This window comes from Halovenus amylolytica (assembly GCA_004015825.1).
GTDB lineage: Archaea > Halobacteriota > Halobacteria > Halobacteriales > Haloarculaceae > Halovenus > Halovenus amylolytica.
The window spans coordinates 1-24,518 of sequence record SAYS01000005.1; the positions used below are offsets into that span (position 1 = coordinate 1).

General features: G+C 53.0%; 13 protein-coding genes and 1 pseudogene. 4 read left to right on the plus strand and 10 right to left on the minus strand.

Annotated elements, in window-relative coordinates:
* Positions 1–398: pseudogene (locus EOW68_RS04840) on the plus strand (transposase); the annotation flags it as partial.
* A gap of 71 nt (positions 399–469) precedes the next feature.
* Here EOW68_RS04840 and EOW68_RS04845 read toward each other — a convergent pair.
* The 6 genes from EOW68_RS04845 to EOW68_RS04875 form a co-directional block, all read right to left on the minus strand.
* Positions 470–1,372, minus strand: coding sequence for a COG1361 family protein (locus EOW68_RS04845; RefSeq protein ID WP_128224036.1), 903 nt, complete (start codon positions 1,370–1,372; stop codon positions 470–472).
* A complete protein-coding gene (locus EOW68_RS04850; RefSeq protein WP_152035116.1) occupies positions 1,369–3,966 on the minus strand; it encodes an outer membrane protein assembly factor BamB family protein in 2,598 nt (865 codons plus the stop codon). The genes EOW68_RS04845 and EOW68_RS04850 overlap by 4 nt, the downstream gene beginning before the upstream one ends.
* Before the next feature lie 914 nt (positions 3,967–4,880).
* A complete protein-coding gene (locus EOW68_RS04855; RefSeq protein ID WP_128224038.1) occupies positions 4,881–5,888 on the minus strand; it encodes a PEGA domain-containing protein in 1,008 nt (335 codons plus the stop codon).
* On the minus strand, positions 5,885–9,208 hold the full coding sequence (locus EOW68_RS04860; protein WP_128224039.1) for a GLUG motif-containing protein: 3,324 nt from the start codon (positions 9,206–9,208) through the stop codon (positions 5,885–5,887). Before EOW68_RS04860 ends, EOW68_RS04855 begins: the two co-directional genes overlap by 4 nt.
* Before the next feature lie 207 nt (positions 9,209–9,415).
* Positions 9,416–10,930, minus strand: coding sequence for a GLUG motif-containing protein (locus EOW68_RS04870; protein WP_128224041.1), 1,515 nt, complete (start codon positions 10,928–10,930; stop codon positions 9,416–9,418).
* A 364-nt stretch (positions 10,931–11,294) separates the two neighbouring features.
* Complete coding sequence (locus tag EOW68_RS04875) at positions 11,295–13,016, minus strand: PKD domain-containing protein (RefSeq protein WP_431358747.1); 1,722 nt, start codon at positions 13,014–13,016, stop codon at positions 11,295–11,297.
* Between the two features lie 1,242 nt (positions 13,017–14,258).
* On the opposite strand from EOW68_RS04875, the gene EOW68_RS04880 reads away from it, so the two are divergent.
* The 3 genes from EOW68_RS04880 (at position 14,259) to EOW68_RS04890 (ending at position 16,301) form a co-directional block, all read left to right on the plus strand.
* On the plus strand, positions 14,259–14,579 hold the full coding sequence (locus EOW68_RS04880) for a hypothetical protein (protein WP_431358748.1): 321 nt from the start codon (positions 14,259–14,261) through the stop codon (positions 14,577–14,579).
* On the plus strand, positions 14,580–15,119 hold the full coding sequence (locus tag EOW68_RS04885; RefSeq protein WP_128224043.1) for a PIN domain-containing protein: 540 nt from the start codon (positions 14,580–14,582) through the stop codon (positions 15,117–15,119). It abuts the gene before it with no gap.
* Positions 15,120–15,527: 408 nt separating this feature from the next.
* Complete coding sequence (locus EOW68_RS04890) at positions 15,528–16,301, plus strand: glucose 1-dehydrogenase (RefSeq protein ID WP_128224044.1); 774 nt, start codon at positions 15,528–15,530, stop codon at positions 16,299–16,301.
* 379 nt (positions 16,302–16,680) lie between these two features.
* Here the strand turns inward: EOW68_RS04890 and EOW68_RS04895 are convergent, their stop codons facing one another.
* The 4 genes from EOW68_RS04895 to EOW68_RS04920 form a co-directional block, all read right to left on the minus strand.
* Positions 16,681–17,031, minus strand: coding sequence for a nuclear transport factor 2 family protein (locus EOW68_RS04895; protein WP_128224045.1), 351 nt, complete (start codon positions 17,029–17,031; stop codon positions 16,681–16,683).
* 943 nt (positions 17,032–17,974) lie between these two features.
* Positions 17,975–20,632, minus strand: coding sequence for a PAS domain S-box protein (locus tag EOW68_RS04910; protein WP_431358749.1), 2,658 nt, complete (start codon positions 20,630–20,632; stop codon positions 17,975–17,977).
* Positions 20,633–20,813: 181 nt separating this feature from the next.
* Positions 20,814–21,152 carry a DUF7344 domain-containing protein gene (locus EOW68_RS04915; protein ID WP_431358750.1) on the minus strand — a complete coding sequence of 113 codons (339 nt, stop codon included), beginning with the start codon at positions 21,150–21,152 and terminating at the stop codon, positions 20,814–20,816.
* A 532-nt stretch (positions 21,153–21,684) separates the two neighbouring features.
* Entirely contained in the window at positions 21,685–24,423 is a 2,739-nt protein-coding gene (locus tag EOW68_RS04920; RefSeq protein ID WP_128224048.1) for a cation-translocating P-type ATPase, read from the minus strand.
* Positions 24,424–24,518 lie beyond the last annotated feature (95 nt).

Below are 24,518 nucleotides of genomic sequence, written 5' to 3' on the forward strand. Positions count from 1 at the left end.
TGGATGTCGAAACGCTGTACATCACCGACATCCACTCGACCACCTCAAAGAAACACGACGCCAAGATCGGCCCGCAGGTCGCCCGCCGAAACGCGGGCGACCTGCGAAGCCTCGCTGCTGACAAAGGATACGATGCAAAAGCCTTCCGTGATGAACTCCGTCAAAACGGCATCCGCCCGCTGATTAAGCATCGTCTATTCAACTCACTCGATCACGCTCACAACGCCCGCATGGACAGTGATCGGTAACACCAGCGATCCATGTCTGAAACCGTCTTCTAAAGCATCAAGCGCACGCTCGGCGCTGCCGTGCGTGCGCGAAGTTGGTGGCTTGAATTCCGCGAAATGATCCTCAAAGCGACCGTCTACAACCTCCGTCGAAGCGTCCGATATCCATGAAATCAACTGCCGTATACTGAAACTACAGAGCCGAAATAAGTAATAGCGGATATATCAACTATACTTTTTTGTCATCCGACTGGTTCACCAGATTGCCAGGCGGTGACGACTTCCCGGAGCAGGTCGGTGTCGATGTCGCCGGCCTGCCAGTCGCCAACCGCAGCGCGGAGGCCGTCGGTGTCGACAACTCCCTCCTCATTCGTATAGTCCTCGACTGAAGTCGCTTCTGGTGGAGTGACAGTAACAACTCTTGTGGCGACATCAGACCCAGCATTATCTGATGTGGCTTCGATTTCGATCGATTGTCCTCCTGGTTCCAAAGCGGATATCTCGAAGTTCAGCCCAACAGAGTTACCACCTTTCAACGACCCTACAGGAGTTTCTCTGGGACTGACATCGAGGCCATCAGTTGAGCTAATTTCTACGGAAACGCCCTCCGCTTGGGTATCGCCGGTGTTCATAACCGTGGTTGTCAGTGTCGTCTCCTCGCTCGGTGTCAGTGGACTTTGCTCAATGGAGTCGATAGTGATGTTTACTGACGGCGGTATCGTGGACTTGTCTAATATTTCTTGCGTTGAGGGGGTTTGTTCTTCGAGTCTATTTTCCGATTCCGACAGTTCATCAATAGCAGCCTGGGCGACATCAGTCACCTCAGCAAGCCTTCCTTCAGTTGCTAGTTCTTCATGTGCTTCAACTAATGTAGTTGCAACTGTTAGCAACACCGCCCGAAGGAACTGTGTACCACCGCCGAGCCCGGAAATTTCGTTCAGCTCTGAGGCCTCCTCTAGCGATACACCCTCTTGGTTAACATCAAGATACAGCGCCTGTGACTGCTGGAGTCGTTCAACCTCCTCTCCGCGACGATTTTCGTATTCCTCCTCTAGATCTGCCACCGTTGCACGCGCCGATTCAAACTCCTCGTTCGACAACTCGACAGAAAGTGTTTCTAAAAGAGTCTCGGGCGAGGAGCTCATGCGAAATCACCCCATCGGCTCTCAGTCGGATCAAGATCTTCCAGTACGCTATCAACATCAGGTACAAGCGTATTGATATCTGCAAGTGATATTGGATCACCCCGTTGGATGCCAGCGATTCCCCAGGCGTGAGTCGTCATCATAAGACGGATTGAGAATTCGCCAACATGTTTTCCAATTTTCTGAACGACAGTCGTAGCCAAGGATGCGTTTGGCAAGAGACCCACAGAGACGAGGGTTACGGCATCCACCGTTGAAATGGGATCGCCATTGAGAATTCCATCAATGAGATCGAAGGCATCCTTGAGAATCCCTGGTATATCTATTCTTTCGTTCAGCTCAGAAAGGAACGTATCCGTCGTTGAGGCTATTTGATTAAGTAACTCCTCAGCATCATCGTGTGCATCTACCACACCCTCCCTCGTTCCATCGAGGCCCTCATCGACGAGAGATTCGGCTTTCAGCTCGTTGTTGAGGTAGCCTAAGCTGCTCTCAACATTAGCAAACGCATCAATGAGGGCAAACTCGGGTCCACTTCGGGGGACGAATCCTCCTCCTGTTTCGATGGTCTGCATGATAGTGAGGTTTGCGACAGTCGCCGAGACGCTATCCGAGATGAAGGCAAAAAAGTTCTCGAAGTTATCGAATTCATCATCAATAATTCGATTATATCCCTCCTGAACAATAGAATTGATCTCTGACAGGGCTTCACTCTGTAACGCTTGGGAGAATGTGTAGCTAACGAGTTCCTCAATCCCAAACTCCAGTTTTTTACGAAGAATATCCGAGTTCGGAATAAGGTATCCAAATCGGGAGTCCGCGACAACATCGACGAGTGCGAGCTGGCTCAACGCAAGCGAGACACCCAAATCAATCGAGAACCTTGTCGTATCAACAGCAATATTCTCATCTTCTGCACCTTCTATAGCGCTCTCGTCGCTGGTATTGATCAACAGATTCCGTGAGATTTCCTCGCCAAGTCTGAGTCGTGTGGTGGCACCTTCTGTGATATCAGTGTCGAGTTCACCGCCGTAGAGCGATTCCCGCAGTCCTGAGAGAACCGAATTCACGTCCTCTAGTTCCGAGAGATAAAGCGCTACGTCATCGATATCCTCTGCAACTCTGCGTTTCGACTTCACGGCTGCTTCGAAGTCATTAATACCAACTTCGACTGTTTGCGTTGTTTCAGCTTCTCTTCCATCCGAATCGACGACAGTGAGGGTCACTTGATACTCGTTCTGTTCGTCAAACACGATCTCGACGACTTCGCCAGTCGCATCAGTGTCTCCCTCAACAGTGAAATCCCAGCGATACTCTTCGATTCCGCCGGATGCTTCTGATGCCGACGCATCGAAGGTAATCGGTTGGTTGATACTGGGGTCTTCGGGAGCGATGGTAAACTTGGCATCGGGATTTTCGGGAACGCCCGGTTCCGTCGGACCCTGTTCAGCGAAAGTGTCGGTATGTCCGAGCGTGCCGAGCAATACACGAGAGTCCTCGCTAGAGCCTTCAACGCCCGCATCCAGTGCGTACACGTTACCGTCTTCACTCCCAACGAAGACGGTGCCATCCAACACTGTCGGTGACGAGCTCACTTCTGCGCCGGTTTCAAAGCGCCACTGTTCGCTTCCGTCGCCCGCATCCAGCGCGTACACGTTTTCGTCGTAACTCCCAACGAAGACAAGGTCATCCACCACTGTCGGCGACGATTCAACCAGTCCGCCGAGTCCGAAGCGCCACTGTTCGCTCCCGTCATCCGCATTTAGCGCGTACATATTACCATCCTGACTCCCGACGAAGACGGTACTGTCCAACACTGTCGGCGACGAGTAGACCGGTCCGCCTGTTCCGAAGCGCCACTGTTCGCTCCCGTCACCCGGATCTAGCGCGTACATGTTACCATCCTGACTCCCGACGAAGACGGTGTTGTCCACCACCGTCGGCGATGAATCAAGTAAAAAACCGGTTTCGAAGCGCCACTGTTCGCTTCCGTCGCCTGCATCTAGCGCATACACGTTGGAGTCTTCACTCCCGACGAAGACGGTGCCATCCACCACCGTCGGTGACGAGCGTACTTCTGCGCCGGTTTTGAGGCGCCACTGTTCGTCGCCAGTGTCTGCATCCAGCGCGTACACATTATCGTCAGTACTCCCGACGAAGACGGTGCCATCAACCACCGTCGGCGACGATTCAACCAGTCCGCCGGTTCCGAAACGCCATTGTTCGGTGCCGTCGCCTGCGTCTATTGCGTACACGTTGTCGTCGTAACTCCCGACGAAGACGGTGCCATCCACCACTGTCGGTGACGATTCGACCCCAGAGCCGGTTTCGAAGCGCCACTGTTCGCTCCCGTCGCCCACATCCAGCGCGTACACGTTGTTACTTTCCCCGACGAAGATGCCGCCACTCCCGATGAAGACGGTGCCATCCACCACCGTCGGTGACGAGCGCACCCGATCAGTTCTGAACTCCCAAATTAGATCACCACCGGACGAGTCTTGAGCGACGGTACTCTCCGTCAGTACAGTTGTGCCGGTCAATGTGATCCCACTGGTTTTCAAAAACGTTCGCCGGTCAAATGGGTGCTCAGTCATCTGTTGCCTCCTGCCAACTGAGAGACCGATACGGTCTTGAGACAGTTTCAACTCGTCCCTCTGTTCTCAAGCTTGCTCTGATTCCTATTTTTGAGGCATCTACTTCGAGATGTATTGATCGATTCGCAAACATCGGTTGTCGTCCCCGCAGAACAGTGGTTGATATAAAACAATTAACAGACTAACCGACAGTACAATACTATTACAAATGGCTTCACAGTTAGATAATACGACGCGACAATCTCTGGCATTGTCTACCGTATCGCCACACATCATCGGGTTACATCGGTATATCAGGCCATTGAGACAGGAGACACACCGTATCATGTAAAATTCCATCACTTTGAGGTTCAGATCTGTCGCAATTTCAGAGTAAAGTGACACACAAGAAGACGACTGTTAGCACGAGAGCGACGCCTTGAGTTACGCTGACGGTTTCTTTAGAGTTGCCGTTCTCGTCAACTTTCGACTCGCTCACCCCACCCTCGCCAACTGTGCCGGATGTACAGTCTTTCCATCGCTCTCCGCAGAATCAATCGTCACAGCACCGGCGTTATTTTTATCGACCTCACGTCGCTCGGCTCTCGTTCTTGTCTCAGGAATTGTGGACGTCGTCCAAGTGGTGTTCTCCGTGACGGTCACTTCGTAGGCGACAGAGACGGTGTCGGTGTCAATATCCCCCAAGATAACGTCGAGTCCAGAGCTGTCATCGCACCAACATCCGTGCTGACAGTAACGAATATAAACTCGCCAAGTGCCAGTTCTGACTGTGCGACGTTTCGATTGGATTCTGCCGATGCACCGGTCCCAACTACCGGTCAGACGGTCCCCAATAGAACCGTGAGAACGAGCAACCCCTGAACATGGCTCTACGCTCTCGGGAACATGAACCGACTGCCATTTCCGCTATCTCGTTATTCGATTGGCTCGCCGGATTGCCAGGCAGCGACCACTTCCCGGAGCAGGTCGGTGTCGATGTCGCCGGCCTGCCAGTCGCTAACCGCAGCGCGGAGGCCATCTGTGTCAACGATGCCCTCGCTGTTCGTGTAATCGCCGACTGTCCGCTCCTCCTGGTCGCTTGCCACCGAGATTGTACGCGTCTCCTCGTCATCGTCAGTACGAGCAGTGAGTTCGCGCTCACCTGCGGTTGTTGGGGTAGCCCGAACCCTGATGCGTTCTGAGTCCGCTCCAGTTACCTCGATTGTATTACTCGTTTCCTCGAACTCGATTCCGGTATCGGCTGTGACGGTCACCGATTGCTCGCCCGGTTCGTCACCGACGTTAGTGACGCCAACTTCGATTACGAACTCCTCGCCTTCCTCAACGTTATCGGGAACCACGAACGAAGTGATATCGAAGAACGGTGGCTCGGGATCAGTTAAATCGAGTGAGAGCGTCGAAGTCTCGTTTTCGCTGATTTCAACGAACCCGGAGACCGCTTCGTAATCCAGTCGGTTAGCGACAACTGTGTAGTTTCCGATTGGCAACTCGGTCGTCAGTGGCGATTCACCCACCACCTCCCCATCGACGCTGATTGACGCCTCGGACGGCGTCGTCGTGACACCCAACTCGCCGGTCGGTTTCACCACTTCGACCGTTTCGGGTGCGGTATGCCGATCATGGATGAGCGTGAATTCGTCACCCGGTTTGCCCACGCCCGCTTCCAGTATAAGATCGTACTCACCCTCCGGGTAGGTCTTGTCAACCACCAACACCAACTCGACCTCCTGTGTCTCCCCGGGATCAACTTCGACCGTCTGCTGAGATGATTCGCCAGCCCGGTATCGCCTGCCACCGTCCGGAGGGTGGAGAGCACTTCTGATGGCATATGTCATCGATTCGTCTTCGGGATTGGCCACGGTCATCGTCGCCTCAACGGTATCGCCTGGCTGTACGGTTACATCTGCATTCATATCGCTCATGTCGTATCACCGATACTGAAACCAATACTAATTGCCTCAAAAACTGGTCCTGAGGCGCTCTCCAGGGTTGTTTTCCTTGTTTCATCGTCTAAGATATCTCGTTCACGGAACTGGACGTCGGAATATAACTGTTCCAAAATATCAGGATCATAACCGAACAGCCGGAATTGGACCTCGTACTCCCGTTTGGGTTGATCGACATCTTCAAACGGAATTCCAATAGCACCTGAGTCTTTGTAGGCGATAGGTTCCCCCGAGAACTCCTCCGATTGGTTTTCATTTGTTTCAGTAAGGATAGGGGTATCAGAATTGGGTAACATGACTTCAGCGCGAACAAAGAAGGAATGCGGTTTCATGCCTTCGTTGTCAACGTCGATTACAAATTGTCCATCGTTAACCGAGTCTTCGATCATGTCAACCCGCACATTATCTATATCCGCATCCATAACATTGGACCCGGTCCAAGCGGTTTGCTCACCCTCCCATTCGGCGAGCATCCGGTCATTAATCCAGTTGCCTGGGTCTTCCCATCGGTCGAGTTGCATGGGCAACTCTCCTACCCCTGCCAGATTAAACAACGAAGATCCAGGGGTTGCATCTAAGTCGTTATCACCACCAAATGATGTCCATCCAGCCTCTCCAATCCTCGTCTCATCTTGTCGATTATCTGGTTGATCACCAGGCAACATCACGAGATGATAATTTTCACTTGACCACTCTCTACCACTCGCCGTCTCGTCGTAATAGGCCGTGGAAAACCCAATTCTTGAAGTTGCGTCATTTTCCTCATCAATCCACCGTTCTTGGCCAGGAATATTACTCTCAAATAACGCACTGTTGACCAGGAATGACGAGTGAGCGCCACGCGCAGGGAATATATGTAACTGTGACTCCGGTACTACTTTCTCCCATTCCATATACTCCCCGCTTTTATGTTGAGCGGCGGCCACCCATTGTGGGCCGTCTTCGTTTACAAGAATTGTCACGGTCTCCGTGTCAGAAGGATGTTGGGAGAATAGGCGAGAGGCTAAACTCGGTTTCCGGTCATAGAGATAGAAGTGCCAGTAGGTGATTGCAAGATACCTCTCGTCGTCGAATATAGTATTAGTCACGCTGGCATGGATTGTGAGAGGGTATTGGCCTTGGAACCCTTCGCCAAACCATATATTCTCGTCACCTCGGAAATCCTCTTCTGAGCCGTCTTCACCGCCGAGCCAGAGCCGGTTATCGTCATCGCTGGGATTGTACGATACATCTTCAAAGAGTCCGTGCGTGTTTTGTAAATCCTCGTCGGCACCCAACACTACGAGAGTGAGATCAATATCGTTGTCACTGTCGGGTTCGATTGTCGTGCCGTCATTATATCCACCATCTGTCGCGTTAATTTGAAGATCCGAGTTTTCGACGTACGCCTCGTACCGCGTGGGAAAGTACTGCTCGTCCGGATGAAAGTGGAATACTGGCGCAAGTTCCTGTGCCAGTTCTGCCTCGTTGTCCGCGAAGTCGATATCGCCAATATCGAAGTCCACATCGTAATCGGCTAACTCGGCTTCTTTCACGTGGATGGTTGTCGTCTCTTCACCGAGCAGCTCGCCAGCCCCATCGTAGACCTCAACGTGGAGGTCGTACTCGCCGGTCTGATCCGGGCGCAACGCTGCGTGCGCTCTTCGTCTCGTGTTAATGTCAGTCTCCCACTCGACCTCTTTGTGATCTTCCCCGTGGAGAAGTCCCGGGTCGCTCCCGGCGGGTTTGTCAGCGACACGCCAGTGATATTCGTAGTCTGGCCCCGTGGGGTCCATCACCTGGACTGTAATCGGCGACTGGACTGTCGTCCTGAGTTCACCGTCAACCGCCTGACGCGATGCGGCAATGGCAACATCGCCACCAGAGTCGATTTCCTGCCACTGAAGTGCCGGATAGTCGTCGGGGTCGGTGACCACATCCCACGTCTCATCGAAATCGAACCCGCCCATGTTCGCTTCCGCATCATCGCCAGTCATCTCATCAGCCGGTGGCTCGTCATTGAGCGTTCCAAATCCTGTCCCACCCCCCGGATTGTCGCTTTGCCCGGTCGCCGGGACGTCCCAGTATGATGAGGAGATATCCCGTGCATAGCCGCCCGAAAGGCCGCCGACGTTTTCAGTTCCATCGACCGAACCAACTGCAAAACATTCTGTCAAAATTTCCAGATTCCCATCGCCGGCGAGACCACCGACTTGCCTCTCACCACTGACTGCACCTGTTGCGTACGATTTTATTATACTTGCCCCATCCCAACCGTCGCCTACCAAACCACCAATATCGGCTTCACCAGTGACTGGGCCTGTTGCGTATGACTCTGTTACTTCACCTCCTAATCCCCAAATATTCCCAACTAAACCGCCAACTTTGTTACCACCGTTGACTGCGCCTGTGGCGTATGATCTGGTTATTGGGCTATCTTCCGACTGGCCAACGAGACCACCGACTGAATTCCCACCACTGATTTCCCCTGTTGCATACGAATCTGTTACCTCTCCCCCTGCCCCTACAGTAAAACCAACCAAACCGCCGATATCGGCATTGTTACCCTCAACTGATCCAGTTGCGTAAGAATTCGAAATGTTACCATCAAAACTATAACCCACGAGACCACCGATAGAGCTGTCACCCTTCACCGTTCCCGACGCGAATGAATCTTTAATTATCACATTGTCGAGAGAGCCGATGAGACCGCCAACCCCGCCCTCACCTGTTACGGAAACTGTCGCAGACGAATTTTCAACTTGAACTCCAAACTCACACCGTCCTACAAGTCCGCCAACCGTGCCATTACCAGTTATAGATCCTGATGCGTTTGAGTTCACTATCTTTCCTCCATTTACCCCCCCAATCATCCCTCCAACCAGAACACCAACAATCGCATCCCCAGTAATATCTGCGTCCACGACCGATAGATTACCTATATTTGCCAAATCCGCATCACCGAACAGGCCAACGTAGCTTTCGTCCGGCCGATTGATGATGAGATCAGCAATTTCGTGTCCGTTTCCATCAAATCTACCACCAAATCGAAGATCAGAGGTACCGATTGGTTCCCAACCACCGTCAGGATTTTCAACGTGTTCGGTATATCCAGGTGTATCTGCATCCAAATCATCCACCAGTGCGTACTCTCCGTCCAGATTGTCTCGGATAGCATCCAAATCGTGCCAGTCTGTAATCTCAGTGCTGTCGTCCTCAGATTGTGCGAAAGTTGGCGTTGCAAATGCGCTCATTCCTGCTACCGTGATGCCGCTGGCTTTCAGCAACTCTCGACGATTAAACGAATAGTCAGTCATACGGTCACCAATATTTCCAAAAATAGGTATCCCCGACTTACTGTCTCAACGAAGGGCACATGTTTCTCACTCATACCCATGTTTTCATGAGTATACCTTATTGTTATAGGGAAAGTAGTCCTCTGAATAAGATTATTATCGAAAGTTAATTTTATTGTTCTCGAGGTTATTGCAATATTGAAGAATGGTATACCCTGATTTTTCAGGTTAGGGTATCCGAGTCCCGGTTCGCCATGCATCGATCACATCCAGCAACAGAGCTGTATCGATCTGGGCACTTCGCCAGTCATTGATCGCGTCGAGGAGTCCACTCGTGTCGACGACGTTATTCTCGTTGGTGTACGGTTCCAGCGGTGACTCAGTTGCCGCTTGCCACTGCAATCGGGGGTAATCGTCGGGATCAACGACCGTCTCCCACATCTCATCGAAATCGAAGCCTTCCATGTTTTCTTCGGCTTCATCACCAGTCATCTCCTCGGCAGGTGGCTCTTCGTCGAGTGTCCCAAATCCCATGCCACCGCCGTCACTGTCTTCGTCGACTGTCCCGATTGTGCCACCACCGTCACCGTTCGTTTGTCCGGTTGCCGGGACGTCCCAGTACGAGTCGTGTATCTCGCTTGTATCCTCTCTTCCAACGAGCCCGCCGGCGGTTTCGGTTCCGGAGACTGACCCGACTGCATACGAGGTGTGTATGCCATCATAGACGTAAGTTATACCAACGACCCCACCAGCGGTCTCGCCGCTGACTGCCCCCGATGCATAGCAATCGACTACCTCTCCACCTTCTGAGACTGCTCCGACTAATCCTCCAACCCTACCGTCCCCGTCAACTGTGCCCGTAGCGTAGGATCGCTCCACCGAAGCGAAAACGTTCGATCCAACCAGCCCACCGAGGCTAGTCTCGCCAGTTACGTCACCAGTTGCGTACGATTCACGGATCGTCATATCGCTTGCCTGTCCGACGAGGCCGCCCATGGAGCTGCCGTCCGAAACTGCCCCGGTTGCATGCGAGTTCTCTATGAACGCCGCGAAAAAACCTCGGCCGATGAGTCCACCGACAAAGTCGTCGCCACTGACCGGTCCAGTCGCAGCGGCGTTCATCATGTCCCCCTCGGCAAATTCCCCGACGAGGCCACCAACCCTGTTGTCCCCGCTGACAGCCGTTGACGACTGTGAATCGCGTATTTCGTGAAGGTTGTTACTCCTCCCTGCGAGCCCGCCAACCATCTTACTACCCTGTACTTCCCCTGTTGTCGCCAGATCGACCATCGTGGTCAGCTCTGCATCTCCGATGAACGTCCCAGTAAACTGATCACCGGTAATATCTGCGTCCGTCGCCGACAGATCAACGATCCTCGCTTCGTCTGTTTCTCCGAACAGGCCGACGTAGTTTTGATTTGGTTGATTGATTGTTAGATCTGCGATTTCGTATCCATCCCCGTCCAGTGTCCCGGTGAATGGGTTAGATCGGTTCCCAATTGGGGTCCATCCATCGTCAGGGTCGCCGACGAGGTCATCGTAGCCGTCTGACTCTGCGTCCAGATCAGTGACTAATACGTAGTCCTCGCCAAGATTATCACGGATGTTGTCCAGATCATTCCAGTCCGCTATCTCACTTGCTGTCTCCTGTGCGACTGTCGTCGCTGGCAACAGTGTACTCCCCGCAACTGCGACACTACCGGTTTTCAGGAATCTCCGACGATCAAACGGCTGTTCGTTCATGTAACCACCCGAAGGGGCTGCGCGCTACTGTAAAGTTCAAATGCTGATTCGGTCCCACCCTGTCTGCTGCTCGATTTTCGAACAGTGGGGTCTTCTTCCTTGCTCATACGGAGAACTCTCCAACAATAATAATCGGCACTTCTAATTGTTATGTGGAGAATATATTTTTAACTGACACTATATACTATATTCCTGGTATAATTAATACTAATCATATTCAACAGTTAGTATTACTAGACAATTCCTGGTGCCATTTATCCGTATGATACAAACGTTCTACCTGGTATCATCAAGTGCTTTACATATGTATATTCATTCCGTTGTATAATAGCTTGTAACGATGCTATTCCCCTGATTTCTCAGGTCACGATATCGGAGTCCCGGTTCGCCATGCATCGATCACATCCAGCAACAGAGCTGTATCGATCTGGGCACTTCGCCAGTCATCGATCGCGTCGAGGAGTCCACTCGTGTCGACGACGTTGTTCTCGTTGGTGTAATCTTCAAGGGATGGCTCGTCGGCTTCCTGATCTTGCACGGTGATCGTTTCACTGATCGTGTCATTGGCCCCGTCGTCGTCGACAACGGTCAGCGAGACAGTGTACGATCCGTTGGTTGAGTACGTGAAAGTCGCCGTTTCACCTGATGCGTCTTCTGTCCCATCTCCGTCGAAGTCCCAGGAGTACGATACGATACTGCCGTCGGAATCAGCCGAATCTGATCCATCGAAAGACACCTCCTCACCAACGTCAGGATTCGATGGAGACACCGTGAACTCCGCTGTCGGTGACACATTGGGCTCCTCTACATCGATGGTTCTGGTGGTCGTGTTAGTTACACCGTCATCGTCTGTCACAGTCAGGGATGCAGTAAAGCTTCCAGCCTCAGCGTACGTGAAGGACGTAGTTTCACCGGTGGTCTCTTCTTCGCCATCGCCATCAAGATCCCACGAGTAGGACTCGATACTGCCGTCCGAGTCGGTCGAATCCGTTCCGTCGAACGAGACTTCTTCACCCGTTTCGGGACTCGAAGGTGACACCGAAAACTCCGCAGTCGGTGGGGTGTTCTCACTCCGGAGGCGGTAGATGACGCCACTCGAATCGTCCGAGATGTACATATGACCGTCGGGGCCGACGGTGACATCTGCGGGACGACCGATAATGTCGTCACCCTTTTCGTATGGATCGCCGTCACCGTCGCTGTCGTACCACCCGGTAACGAAGTCAGTCGGTTCACCGAGTGAGTTGCCGTCGTACGGGATGCGCACTACTTTGAAACCACGAGGCGGTTCTGCATCGAAACTCCCGTGCATAGCGACGTAGAGGTCTCCCTGGTACTCTTCTGGGAACGAGTCAGCGGTGTAGAAATCGATCCCGAGCGGAACCGTATGTGCACGGAGGTTTACAGCGGTACCGACCGTATCCTCACAACGACTTTCGTCGTCATGTGCTGGATCTGGGACGTTATCACCGTAACAGTATGGCCACCCGTAGTCGTTCCCCTCTTCGATGATGTTGATCTCATCCGGTGGCGCAGAATCACTCAGATCATCCCGACCGTTGTCAGATGCGAATAGTTTCCCGTCGTGGAACGTAAATCCAACTGCATTTCGGAGCCCTTCTGCGTAACTGGTACAATCAGAGCCGTCGATGTCACACCGAGTCATCCGTGCATACCACCCGCCTACGGGTTCGTCATCGCCTTCTGCGACGTTGGAATTCGATCCGACGGTCACGTAAATGTGGTCGTCTCGAACCTCGAGTGTTCGAGTCCAGTGATAGTAGCCTCCCTCATCTGGCACCTCGTCAGTAAGTTCGGTACGAGTATCTGTATCGGGTTCGAGTCCATCCATCTCGTATCTGACGATGTTGTTCTTATCACTAGTTCTATCTTGATTGACTAGATAGAGGTTTCCGTTTGCGAAGTCGAATCCGTGCGCGTCCGCGATCTCCGGACTTTCCAGAACGGTCACAGTCCGATCTGGATAGCCATCGCCGTTATCGTCTGGTAACGCGACGATCCGGTCCGTTCGGTCGTCGGAGTGAAATGGAACGGATGCGTACAACGTCCCCTCGTAGAATCGCATCACTCTAACACCTGGGGACGGTCCGGGCCCAAAGTCGTCTCGTCCGCCCAACTCACTTGCCTCCGAGTACACCTCTAGTTCGAGTCCGTCTGGTGTGTTGAACTCGGATGGGTCCACAGCTGTCCCAACTGAATTCATATTTTCGGCTACAGACGCTTTTGATTGAGACGGCTCGTCCTGCTGACTGATAACTGAACCAGATGCTTCCGGCCCAGTTGCTGAATCCGCCAACCCAGCAGTAATCAGGGGTATGCTGCCGACACCGAGCAATACTATAACTCCGATAATGAGGTAGCTTTTCAAATTCGCTGACAGATCAGGCATTTCTATCGGGTTGTAATGGAAGAGTACTTAGTAATAAACTGTATGTTACAGTAAAAATAGTTATACAATCCTCATTAAATCCTACATTACTTTATTATCCGTTTTTAATCCGAGTCCTGAATACTGCTCTGTTGAATAGCAATCAATTCGGTCGATATCTGGGCGGCAGTCGATTGTGACACACTCGAAGTGTTACATGCGGATGTCTCGCCCGGCCGATCAAGTCTCGATGCACCGCTTTTTTTCAAGGAGGTGCTGAAAGCCTGCCACGGTCGCCCGCATGTGCGGGCCGACCGCGGCCCCTGGGACGATTGGCCGCTCGAACTGTTAGAGTATGAGTACGAACGTGAGACGTGGGGAAATCGCTCGCTGATTGAAGCCTTGTTCGGCTTGTTCAACTACCGAACCAGGTGTTTCTGGCATCGAATTTCACACAATAGCTCAACGCACTCAACCAGATCTTGGCCCACAGCCTTCGCTACACTTTACAATGCCACAATCTAATCTTGACACTCCTTAAGATGCTGGGGATTGTTTTTGTCAATAGGGTCGGTTCGCTGGATTCCTCTCAAGGAACTCCTCGATATCTACCATTATCAAGAATTCATATACGGTTGCGTTTCGAGGGCTGTACCAAGATGATATCAACACTCTTGAACCCGAAATACATCTTATTTTCACAAGAATCTATGGTGGATTTCAGCTACCTGAACAAGGTCGAGCAAAGGGAGAGCCGATAGCTCGAAATTCGACAATACAAGCCGTATAGAGTCCGTTTAGTCTTCGGAATGTTCGTCTGGTAGCTGCTCTTTCGATTCAGGCTCGGTGAAAAACACCGTGTCCGGTTTCGGTGGCTCCGAAGGATGTGGTAGTGACGAGAGCGCAAGCGTTTTGCTCCTGCACTCACAATGTACACATATGAGCTCCGAGTCCAAGAAGAAGCGCGTCCAGTTCCGTGCACCGAGGGGACTGGTAAACCGGGCCGACGCGCTCGCTGCGGTGTTCGAGACGGATCGGACGGACATCCTCATCTCCGCGCTTCGTGACTACTTGCGGGACGCCGCGCACTCCGACGAGGTGAAACAGGAGATCGCGGAGGCCTTCTACGACGACGATATCACGTTCGAGGAACTGAAAGATCTCGTCGGGCACGAGGAGGCCGCCAACTTCCGACTGCTGAAAGAGCAACTGACCGACGAATTCGTGGACGAGGTCGCGGAGGAGCTGGCCGACTCGTAGATGGTTCTGATAGTCGCCGACACGTCGGCTCTCGTAAGCCTCGGGACGGTGGCGGGCACCTCACCGAATCCACTCGATCTTCTCCTCGATTCATACACCGTGGTCGTCCCAGAGCAGGTTGTCGACGAACTCACCGAGACGGCGTCCTACGACGACGCATCCGGTGAGGCGGCACAGGCGGTTCTCGACCGTCGCTCTGCGTTCGAGACTCGTTCCATCGAACTGGACGAGACGTTCCCGCTGGACGACGGCGAGAACGCGGCGGTCACGCTGGCGAACGATATCGACGCCGTGCAACTGCTCTGTGACGAGTTCAATCGACTTGCGCTCGTCCACGCCTCGCTGGCCGAGACCCGCCTCGTCACGACGCCCATCCTCCTCACCGCACTGGTTCGCAACGACACGATCTCGCCGGACGCTGCCGACGAGTTTTTGGCCGAGATGAGTGACGCTCGCAGTTGGTCGTCAAACTCCTACGTCGAGCGGGCGCAGTCCACGCTTCGACAGCAACGCGATAACGAGCAACCCGATCTGGAGTGATCGGCTCGTTAGATACGTGCTAGCCGATCGAAACACCCGTTGAGAAGCGATGGTTGGTTTATATACACCACCTATACACGTTCTCTATCTCCTGAATTTTGTAGCACTGGGCCCGTGATTTGACACTATTTCTATGAGAATCCATTTTGGATTTTAGCTACCTGAACAAAGGCCACCAACCTGATAAGAGGTAACATACCCCATGATAGGGGAAGATAATGAACTCTTCATAGGCGAGCTGGGTTCAGCATGTTCTACCGTGAATCGTCTGGTAGCTACAGCGGCCTACTGAGCAGAACAATATTGAAGAGTGTACCACGGGATTGATAATATATAATAATGATTATCATTCTGACGCCATGAGAATGAAGGTGGTTTGTTTTCACCAGATGAGTCGTACCCGTCACTATGTCACAAAGTAGTGACTTTACTGGCGACACAGTCGTCGTAACAGGTGCTGGGTCGGGAATTGGTCGGGCAACTTCCATCGCATTTGGGGAAGCCGAAGCGAACGTCGTTGTCACAGACATTGATCGAGACAGTGGGACGGAGACTGCTACAACAATAGCGGACGAGACCTCGGGGGATGCGACGTTTGTCGAGGTGGATGTTACCGAAGATGCAGACATCGACGAGATGATTCAGACCGCCACGTCAGAATATGGCGGCCTTGATGTAGCGTTCAATAATGCAGGGATCGGCGGGACGTTCGACGCGACCGACGAGATCTCGGAGGAGGACTGGCAAACAATTATCGACGTGAACCTATCGGGCGTCTGGCGGAGTATGCGCAAAGAGATTCCTGTAATGCTCGAAGACGGTGGCGGCGCAATCGTCAATACGTCCTCTATCCTCGGGAAAGTCGGTGAAGCGGAGACACCGGCGTACACAGCCGCGAAACATGGCGTCGTTGGCCTCACAAAAGTCGCGGCACTGGAACGTGCAACTGATGATATCAGGGTCAACGCAGTCTGCCCTGCGTACATCGAGACACAAATGCTCGAGGACGTTGGTGTGACAACAGACGAAGAGATGCACGCTGAGGTCGAAGCGCTGCATCCCATGGAGCGACTCGGGACAGCAGAGGAAATTGCCGAAGCTGTCCTGTGGCTTGCATCTGACGACGCATCGTTTGCTACCGGTGAAACGCTGGCTATCGACGGCGGGTACCTCAGCCGGTAACCCGTCGACGTGGGTGATCGAACCACTTCAAATGACGACCTGCGGTATTCTTCTCAGGTCTAAACGAGCTTTTCGTACACGTTTGTTGACGCGAGGGAACGAAATTCGAACGCCAAAGTCTTCATACCAAGTGAAGTAATAACACATGAACGGCATTAAAATAGTACCTCGCCTGTTTGCAGGCCTTCTATTGATTACTTTGAGTGACGAATATCTGAACCCCTAAGATGCGAGAGACGCGCGCTGTATTCAGTGCGGCAGGCACCAATCGATAGTGATTCTGTTAGTTAGTGCGTGATGGATACAGAGCGTGCGTCAGAACTCTGTGTACGTGATTAAAATGGGAGATTGGGGTATCGTAGTCATCGGTTATATTTAATCAATTCTGGGGCTGGATTTTGCCGGCAAAACTCTGGAACGTGATCGTCTCGTCGGGAATATAAAACGTGGCGGTACAGAATTCATAGATGTTGTCCGGCGTTTCGCCGTGCCACAGAAGATAGGCAAAATCACCCTGGACAATGGTGTCGTTCAGTTCAATGGTTGCGTCTTCTTGGGAGAATTCGTACAACAGATCCGTGAACAGTCGCTCGATCCCGTCGAGGCCGCGGAAGACCCCCATGTTCGTGACGACGACCGAGTCGTCACCGTAATCGATCATGATCTCGTCACGGTCTTGATTGACAAATGCCTCAAGATGATGGTCAAGCACGGTTTCGGTGCTGCTCATGGTTCACCCCAAGAGAAGTTACAACGAGTAGTCATATAGTAGTTTACCACCCAAATTGTATCATTCGACGTGACTGGTATTCAGCGTAGCAGGCCAGCATCCTCTTTCTCACTCTCTGTGCTGAATACGCGCGTATTTATTATGATCCAGCGCAATCTGTCTGAGAGCTGGAAGAAATCGTATACTGAATATAGAACTCGTAGTTCCCATTCCGAAAGCTACGCAGAGAAATACTGACCGATCCTATCGAGACAGCTTATACTGCCGGCTGTACATTCGGAAAGATATGCGCTACCACCGGTAGCCGAACGGCTACCGAGGATCGCCTCGCGCTGCTCGGCTCACCCCGGGGTGGCGCAATTTGTCAGTTTTGTACAGCCGACAGTATTACTCCTCGGCGTTTTCCCCGTGTGGCCCGGGAGGCCCACCGAACCCCGTTTCCATCATTTCACACTCGCCATTTGAATTGATGAGCAGTCGTCCCTGATACCCGCACGTGCCGTTGCTGTTGTACTTACACCGTGTACACCGGCATTCGAGCGATTTTGTTGAGTCTCGTTGTGCCATGTGTCGAGTTACCATTCTAGAGGCTTGACCGTTGTCCCCCACCATCGTTCTAAAAAATGCTCGATTGAGTGAGAGAGACGCACCCTCTATTCAGCAGGGTAAAACAGACTGCCAGAATACTGTCAAAAAGGTGCTAAATACAGAGGCTCAGTTGTGAACTACCCTGACCTACCGCGCTCGGGGATATCCGCCAGGGGCGAACGATGAGCGCCGAGGAGGCGCGCGAGCGATTCGGCACGGACGGCGATGAGTGACGGCGACTCTCGGCGTCGACTGAGCTGGCAGCCAAAGGTGGGTTCATCCAGCTCAAAAATGAAATAGCACAACAGGTATCATTCCCGCTGCGTTTCAGGCGTAGTGGAGTACATACAGAAACCTATTCAGTAGAGAATACAACATCAGTAATATCGAATCGTGCGCCACCAGTTTGGCTCTCTGTAACGTATATATCCCAGTCGTGTGCGTCTGCGATCTGCTCAACAATAGCTAATCCGAATCCAGTACTCCCATTGTCGGTTGAATACCCACTCTTGAATATCTGTTCACGCTCGTCTGCAGGAATACCAGGCCCGTCGTCAGCGACGTAGAAGCCACGCTCGTGAGGTAGCGTACCGACAGTAACCGTCACATCATCACCACCGTGATCAACAGCATTCGCAAAGAGGTTTTCAATCAGACTTGTCAGACGGCTTCGATCCGTATCGATTATCGCGTCTGTCTGTATATCGAGTTTTGCACCGCCTGCTTCGGTGTTATTCCAGCATTGTGACACAAGCTGTTCGAGGTGGACTGATTCGGTTTCTCCAATCGTATCGCCCTGTTGGGCAAGCGCCAACAGGTCATCAGTCAGTTCCTCCATCCGATCAAGTGCCTGTTGTACGTCGTCCAAATGAGGACTATCGCAGTCGTCTGCCGCTAATTCAAGACGAAGATAGGCCATATTCAGTGGATTGCGAAGATCATGAGAGACGAAACTGGCGAATTCGTCGAGACGGTCACGTTCCCGTTGGAGTTCGTTCTCGCGCGCTCTGAGTTGCTGTATCTGATCGAGTCTGGCCAGTGCCGAGGTGACTGTATCTGCCCAAACCTCGATACGAGTCGCATCCTGTGCAGTAAACGCAGCGGTCGTTTCAGACCCGATATTCAAGATCCCATACTCGCCCAGCGGGACAATGAGTTCACTCTGGATCGGAGACTGCGGATTATGTCGTTTTTCGTGTGCGCTCATATCGTCGATTTTGCGCATTCGCTGATTGACGAAGGCGTCCCATGACAGCGATTCCGTCTCGGCAGAGTAGGTTGGCTGTTGGTCAATCAATTGTTTCCCACGGTTGGTGATGGCAGTTGGTTCAAGCCGTGTCTGCGACTCGTTGGACAGCCAAATGCCTGCCACGTCGAATTCGAAAACTGTTTCGAGACTGTCGATCACAACCGTTGCTGCCTCCTCCGGTTCCGTTGCACGGAGGAGTTTCCGCGTTGTTTCCTGGAGTTCACTGAACGTCGTCGCATACTCGTCGAGTTCCTGTTCAGCTTTCCGTTGTTCAGTGATATCGATGATATATCCGATCCGTTCTGAAATCCCATCACCGTGGGGCTTGATTGTCTGACAGAGTACCCATCGCACATCCCCTTCCTTTGTCTGGACTCGGTATGGGTCAAAAGAGAACGAATCAGTCGTCTCGTCTTGTCGTTGCCACTCGGTGAGAACGCGACTCCGATCGTCCTCGTGGATGATATCCACGAACTGGATCGTCTCCGAGAGAAACGCCTCGGACTGGTAACCGAGCACCTCTGTCACATTTGAGGAAACATAGTTGACGGGCCACTGTTCCGTCTCTTCCCATCTGAAGACGACCACGGGCCCACGGGTAAACAGGTCACGCTCTTCTTTGAGTGCCCGTTCAGCACGCTTGCGATCGTCAATGTCGATATGAATCCCAACAGCCCGCTGTGGCGTTCCATCTGCTCCACGTTCGAAGATCTGTCCGATATCTCGAATCCATTTCCACTCACCGCCTGCTGTTCGCATTCGATGTTCGGTGTCGTAATATCGTGTTTCTCCGTTCTTATGCGCCTCCAAGGCTTCTTCGACTGCGGGTAAATCATCTGGATGAACGCGACGCTCCCAGGCATCTAACGTCGGTTCAATATCGTCGATTGAGTAGCCAAGCATCCTCGCCCACTGTTCGTTAAATTCAACGGCGTCAGTCGTCATATCCCAGTCCCAGACACCGAGATTTGCACCCTCGACAGCCAGCTCGAACCGCTCTTTGAGCGTGCGAATCGTCTCCTCGCGTTTCTTTTGCTCTGTAATGTCCGTTGTGACCCCACAGATAGCATTTATTTCTCCGTTCTCATCGTACACTGGGGACTTTCGCGTAAGATGAGTCTGCATGCCTGCGTCTGTGGGGACTTGCTCGATCGTTTCGACCATCTCACCGGTTTGGAGTACCTGTGTATCATCTTCTTGGTATTTCTCAATCTGGTCTTGCGGGAACAGATCCCCGTCGGTAATCCCGGTGATATCTTTCTCGTTAGCCATCCCGAATAGATCCCGGAAGGCATCGTTCACCAGCAGGTACCGTCCGTTTGTATTTTTTAGAAAGACTGCTGCCGACATCGTCTCCAACACGGCCTCAAACCGGCGGTTCATCTCTGCAACTTTCTGCTGGTGTTCGTTGGATTCAACTGCGTTCTCGATACGATTTGCGAGAAGCTTGAACTGGTCTTTCCCGCGCTCTTTCTGGAGATAATCAGTCACGCCAGCGGAGATTGCTTTACTAGCGACTTTCTCGGTCCCTTTGCCAGTAAAAAGAATAAATGGGAGAGCCGGGTACTCTTCTCGAACAGTTTCGAGCAGATTGAGACCATTCGACTGTGGCATATCAAAATCGCTGACAACGCAATCGACGTCGTTCGCATCGAGATAGGGTAACACATCTTGTGGGTTAGTTTTGGTTACGACATCGAAGTTCTCTCGTTCCTGTGGCAGAACAGTTTGGACGAAGTCACCGAATGTGGCCTCATCGTCCACATGGAGAATTGTGACGGGACGAGCAAGAGGCATACAATCAGTTACTCAAGTACTAATAATAATCCTGCGGTGCGCTAGACTATTTCGAAACATCAAACCGTCAAAAATGTGCTGAGCGTATGAATCTGTCAATACTTGCCATCGTGTGCACAAGAATCAAGACCAGATGTGAGAGTTGATTTCAGGGCCAGTCAGCAGGGAGTTCGTCGGCGTGGGTTTCGATCAGTTCAAGCAGTGGTTCGATCTCTTCGAAGCGTGGCCCTTTCGAGATATCACCACTGTCTCGCTCCCATTCGATGTACCCTGCATCGTCAAGTCGTGGTAAATGATTGTGAATCAGGGCCAGTTCAGCCTCTGTTGAATTGTTTCCTCCCCGAACCATCACATCTGTTTCCGTTTTAATCCGTCCCTGTTTTAACAACAGGAGGATCAGGCGGCGGTGACTGTTAGACAGATTCTCGAATATCTGGTCTATCCCCTGGCGCAGCAGAATATCTTTCCTACCATTATCTAATGACATGTAATAGTATTCAACTAGTAGTTATATAAACTTCAGTGAGACAGTCGGTAAGACACGAGATAGACAATCACACGACTCAAGAACATTGTGCGCTTCGATTAGTATGACGGACTGATACTGCCGGCTGTAAGAAACTGAAGAATTGCGTCACCCCGGGGTAGCGCATATCTTTACGAATTTACAGCCGGCAGTATGACCAACCGGGGCTGACATACGATCCAAATTTACGAAACAGGTTCCGTCTGCTGGGCACGCCAGGCAAGACTCGGTGACTAGCCACTCCACACTGTTTTATATACGGTTGCGTTTCGAGGACTGTACCAGATGGTATCAATATCCTTGAACCCGAAACACAACTTATTTTCACGAGAATCCACAGTGGATTTCAGGGACCTGAACAAAGTGAAACAGCGGGAAAACCAATAGGGTGCAAACAGACGACTCAAGGACGGATTCGAGAACGACACGGGATCGAGCGTCGAAAAATCCAGCAAGAATCAGGAACGGGTCGCCCAGTTCATCCATCTCGCTTCTAATTCGATGTCTGTGATTCGAAGATCCGACTGTTCATCCTTGCTACGGCAACGTTGAGAACGAGGAATACGACGAATCCAGCGGCGATCCATCCCCATTCTGTGAGCGTGAGGGGAACGACCTGGAAGAAGTTGCGAAGCGGCGTGTACAGAACGACAAGGTGGACGAGCAGCGACACACCGATCGCACCGACTAGCCACAGATTCGAGCGAAGCGACTGGTTGTACCGCGAGCGAATGACCTGGATGCGGATCAGTTCCACCACGACGATGAACGTGAACAGTAGTGACTGCGCACGGAGAAGCGAGCCCGTGCGGTCGAGCGCGTAGAAAAAGATCCCCAACCCAGTTACCGCCAGCAGGACCGCGATCGTCAGGATCGACACGAGCACACGTGTATTGATCACCCCCTCGTCTGTCGGGCGTGGCGGACGGTCCATGAGCCCATCAGCGTGTGGGTCTGCCCCCAGAGCGAGCGCCGGAAGCGTATCCGCGACGAGATTGATCCAGAGAATCAGGATCGGTGTCAGGATCAGCGCCTGTGACGTCCCCGAGAACCGTCCGGGAAAGAGCAGACTCCCGAGCAAGACGCCGAGGAAGACGACCAGCACCTCGCCGGTGTTGGTCGAGACGAGATAGTTGACGAACTTGCGGACGTTCTCGAAGATACCACGTCCCTCTTCGATGGCGTCACGGATCGTAGCGAAGTTATCGTCGCGAAGAATCATATCGGACGCCTGCCGGGCAACGTCGGTGCCACGCTGTCCCATCGCCACCCCGACATCTGCCTGGGTTAGTGCCGGTGCGTCGTTGATGCCGTCACCAGTCATCACGACGTTGTGACCGTTGTCCTGGAGCGCGTTCAGGATGCGAACCTTGTGATCCGGAGTCACCCGGGCGAACACGTCGGTATCTTCGATGGTTCGTCCCAGTTCGTCGTCCGACTGTTCGCTGACATCGCTGCCGGTAACTGCGCCGTCGGGGTCGAGCCCGATCTGCTCACCGACGGCCTGAGCTGTCGTGAGATTATCACCGGTCGCCAGCACAGTCCGAATACCAGCCGACCGACAGTCGGCGATTGCATCCTCGACTTCCGCCCGGGGTGGATCGAGCATCCCCTGCAGGCCGAGAAAGACCATCCCGTCCTCGATCGCATCTGCGTCGGCCGATGGATCCGCGACAGTTTCCGACGCGAATCCAAGAACCCGCAACGCATCCGCTGCGAACGACTGGGTCTGGTCGAGAATCTCCTGTCGCGTTTCGTCGGTGAGTTCGCGCACCTCGCCATCTTCGAGGATACTGTCACATCTCTCCAGAACGACTTCCGGTGCCCCTTTCGTGTAGGCTGTGGGTTCATCTTCGTCGACGACGACGGTCATCCGCTTTCGCTCGGAGGAGAACTGGATCTCTCGGAGCCGGTCTGCGTCCGGATCGATACCCGCTTCGTCTGCCACTCGCCGGAGCGCGACCTCGGTCGGGTCACCGCGATACTCGCCGTCATCCGTTCGATCGACGTTGGTACAGAGGGAGCCACATCGCAGTACCGGGACGAGTTCCGGACGACAGTTTCGATCGCCGTCGGCAGCAATTTGCTGAGGCTCCTCGTCACCGGTCGCTGATTCCGGGTTCGACGAGGAGAGGTCGACGACAGATCCCGAAGCGTAGAGTCGGGTTACCGTCATCCGGTTTTCCGTGACTGTACCTGTCTTGTCTGTGACGATCACGTCGACCGAACCCAGGCTCTCGACGACCGGAAGCCGTCTCACGAGCGCGTTCCGGTCGACCATCTCCCGCGCACCCAGGGCCAAGGTGAACGTCACAACTGCGGGTAATCCCTCCGGGACGCCCGCAACAGCGAGGGTAATGCCGACGAGGAGGATCGCCACTGGATCTGTGGCGGTGAACAGATACTGGACAGCGACGACGAGCACGATCAGCGAGACGACGAGCCCCCCAATCTGTTTTCCGAGGTGTTCGACTTCGGCCTGGAACGGAGTCTGTCGGTCGTCAGCCTCGTCCAGCTGGGTCGCGATTCCACCGACCTCCGTCTCCATGCCAGTCTCGACGACGACCGCGCTACCTCGGCCTTTCACGACGGTCGTGTTCTTGAAGACCATGTTGTGGCGCTCGGCCAGCGGTGAGTCGTCGTCTACGGGTTCGGTTGTCTTTTCGACGGGTGTGCTCTCCCCAGTGAGTGGGGACTCGTTCGTTCGTAACTCGTCGGCGTCGAGTAGCCGGGCATCAGCCGGAATCGCATCCCCCTGTTCGAAATATATGATATCACCCGGGACCACCTGTTCTGCCTCGATGGACTGTTTTCGTCCGTCGCGGCGGACGGTCGCATCCGGACTCGCGAGTTCACGGAGCGCTTCGATAGACCTGGTGGCCTGGTAATCCTGGACGAATCCGAAGACCCCGTTGGCACCGATGATGAGGACGATGAACACCGCCTCGGCGTAACTCGGCTCACCACCGGGAATGAATCCGGTACTGAGTGACAACAGCGCCGCCACGATTAGCAGATAAATCAGCGGGTTACGGAACTGTGAGAGGAACAAATCGAGAAGGGACGCCCGTTCAGCTTCGTGGATATCGTTTGGTCCGGACTCCGTGAGCCTGCGATCTGCTTCGTCGGCGGAAAGCCCCGATTCATCGACTGCTAACGCAGACAGAACCTCGTCCGTCGATGTTGCGTGCCACGGCTCCGAGTTCGGCGTATCCGAGTCGTAGTGGGTCATGCTGTCGAGAGGGGTCTTCCGGGCGACGCCGCAGGTACCTCTGTTCTATTCCGAAATACGTGCAGTTCCGAACTACCGAGTTATATATTCAATTG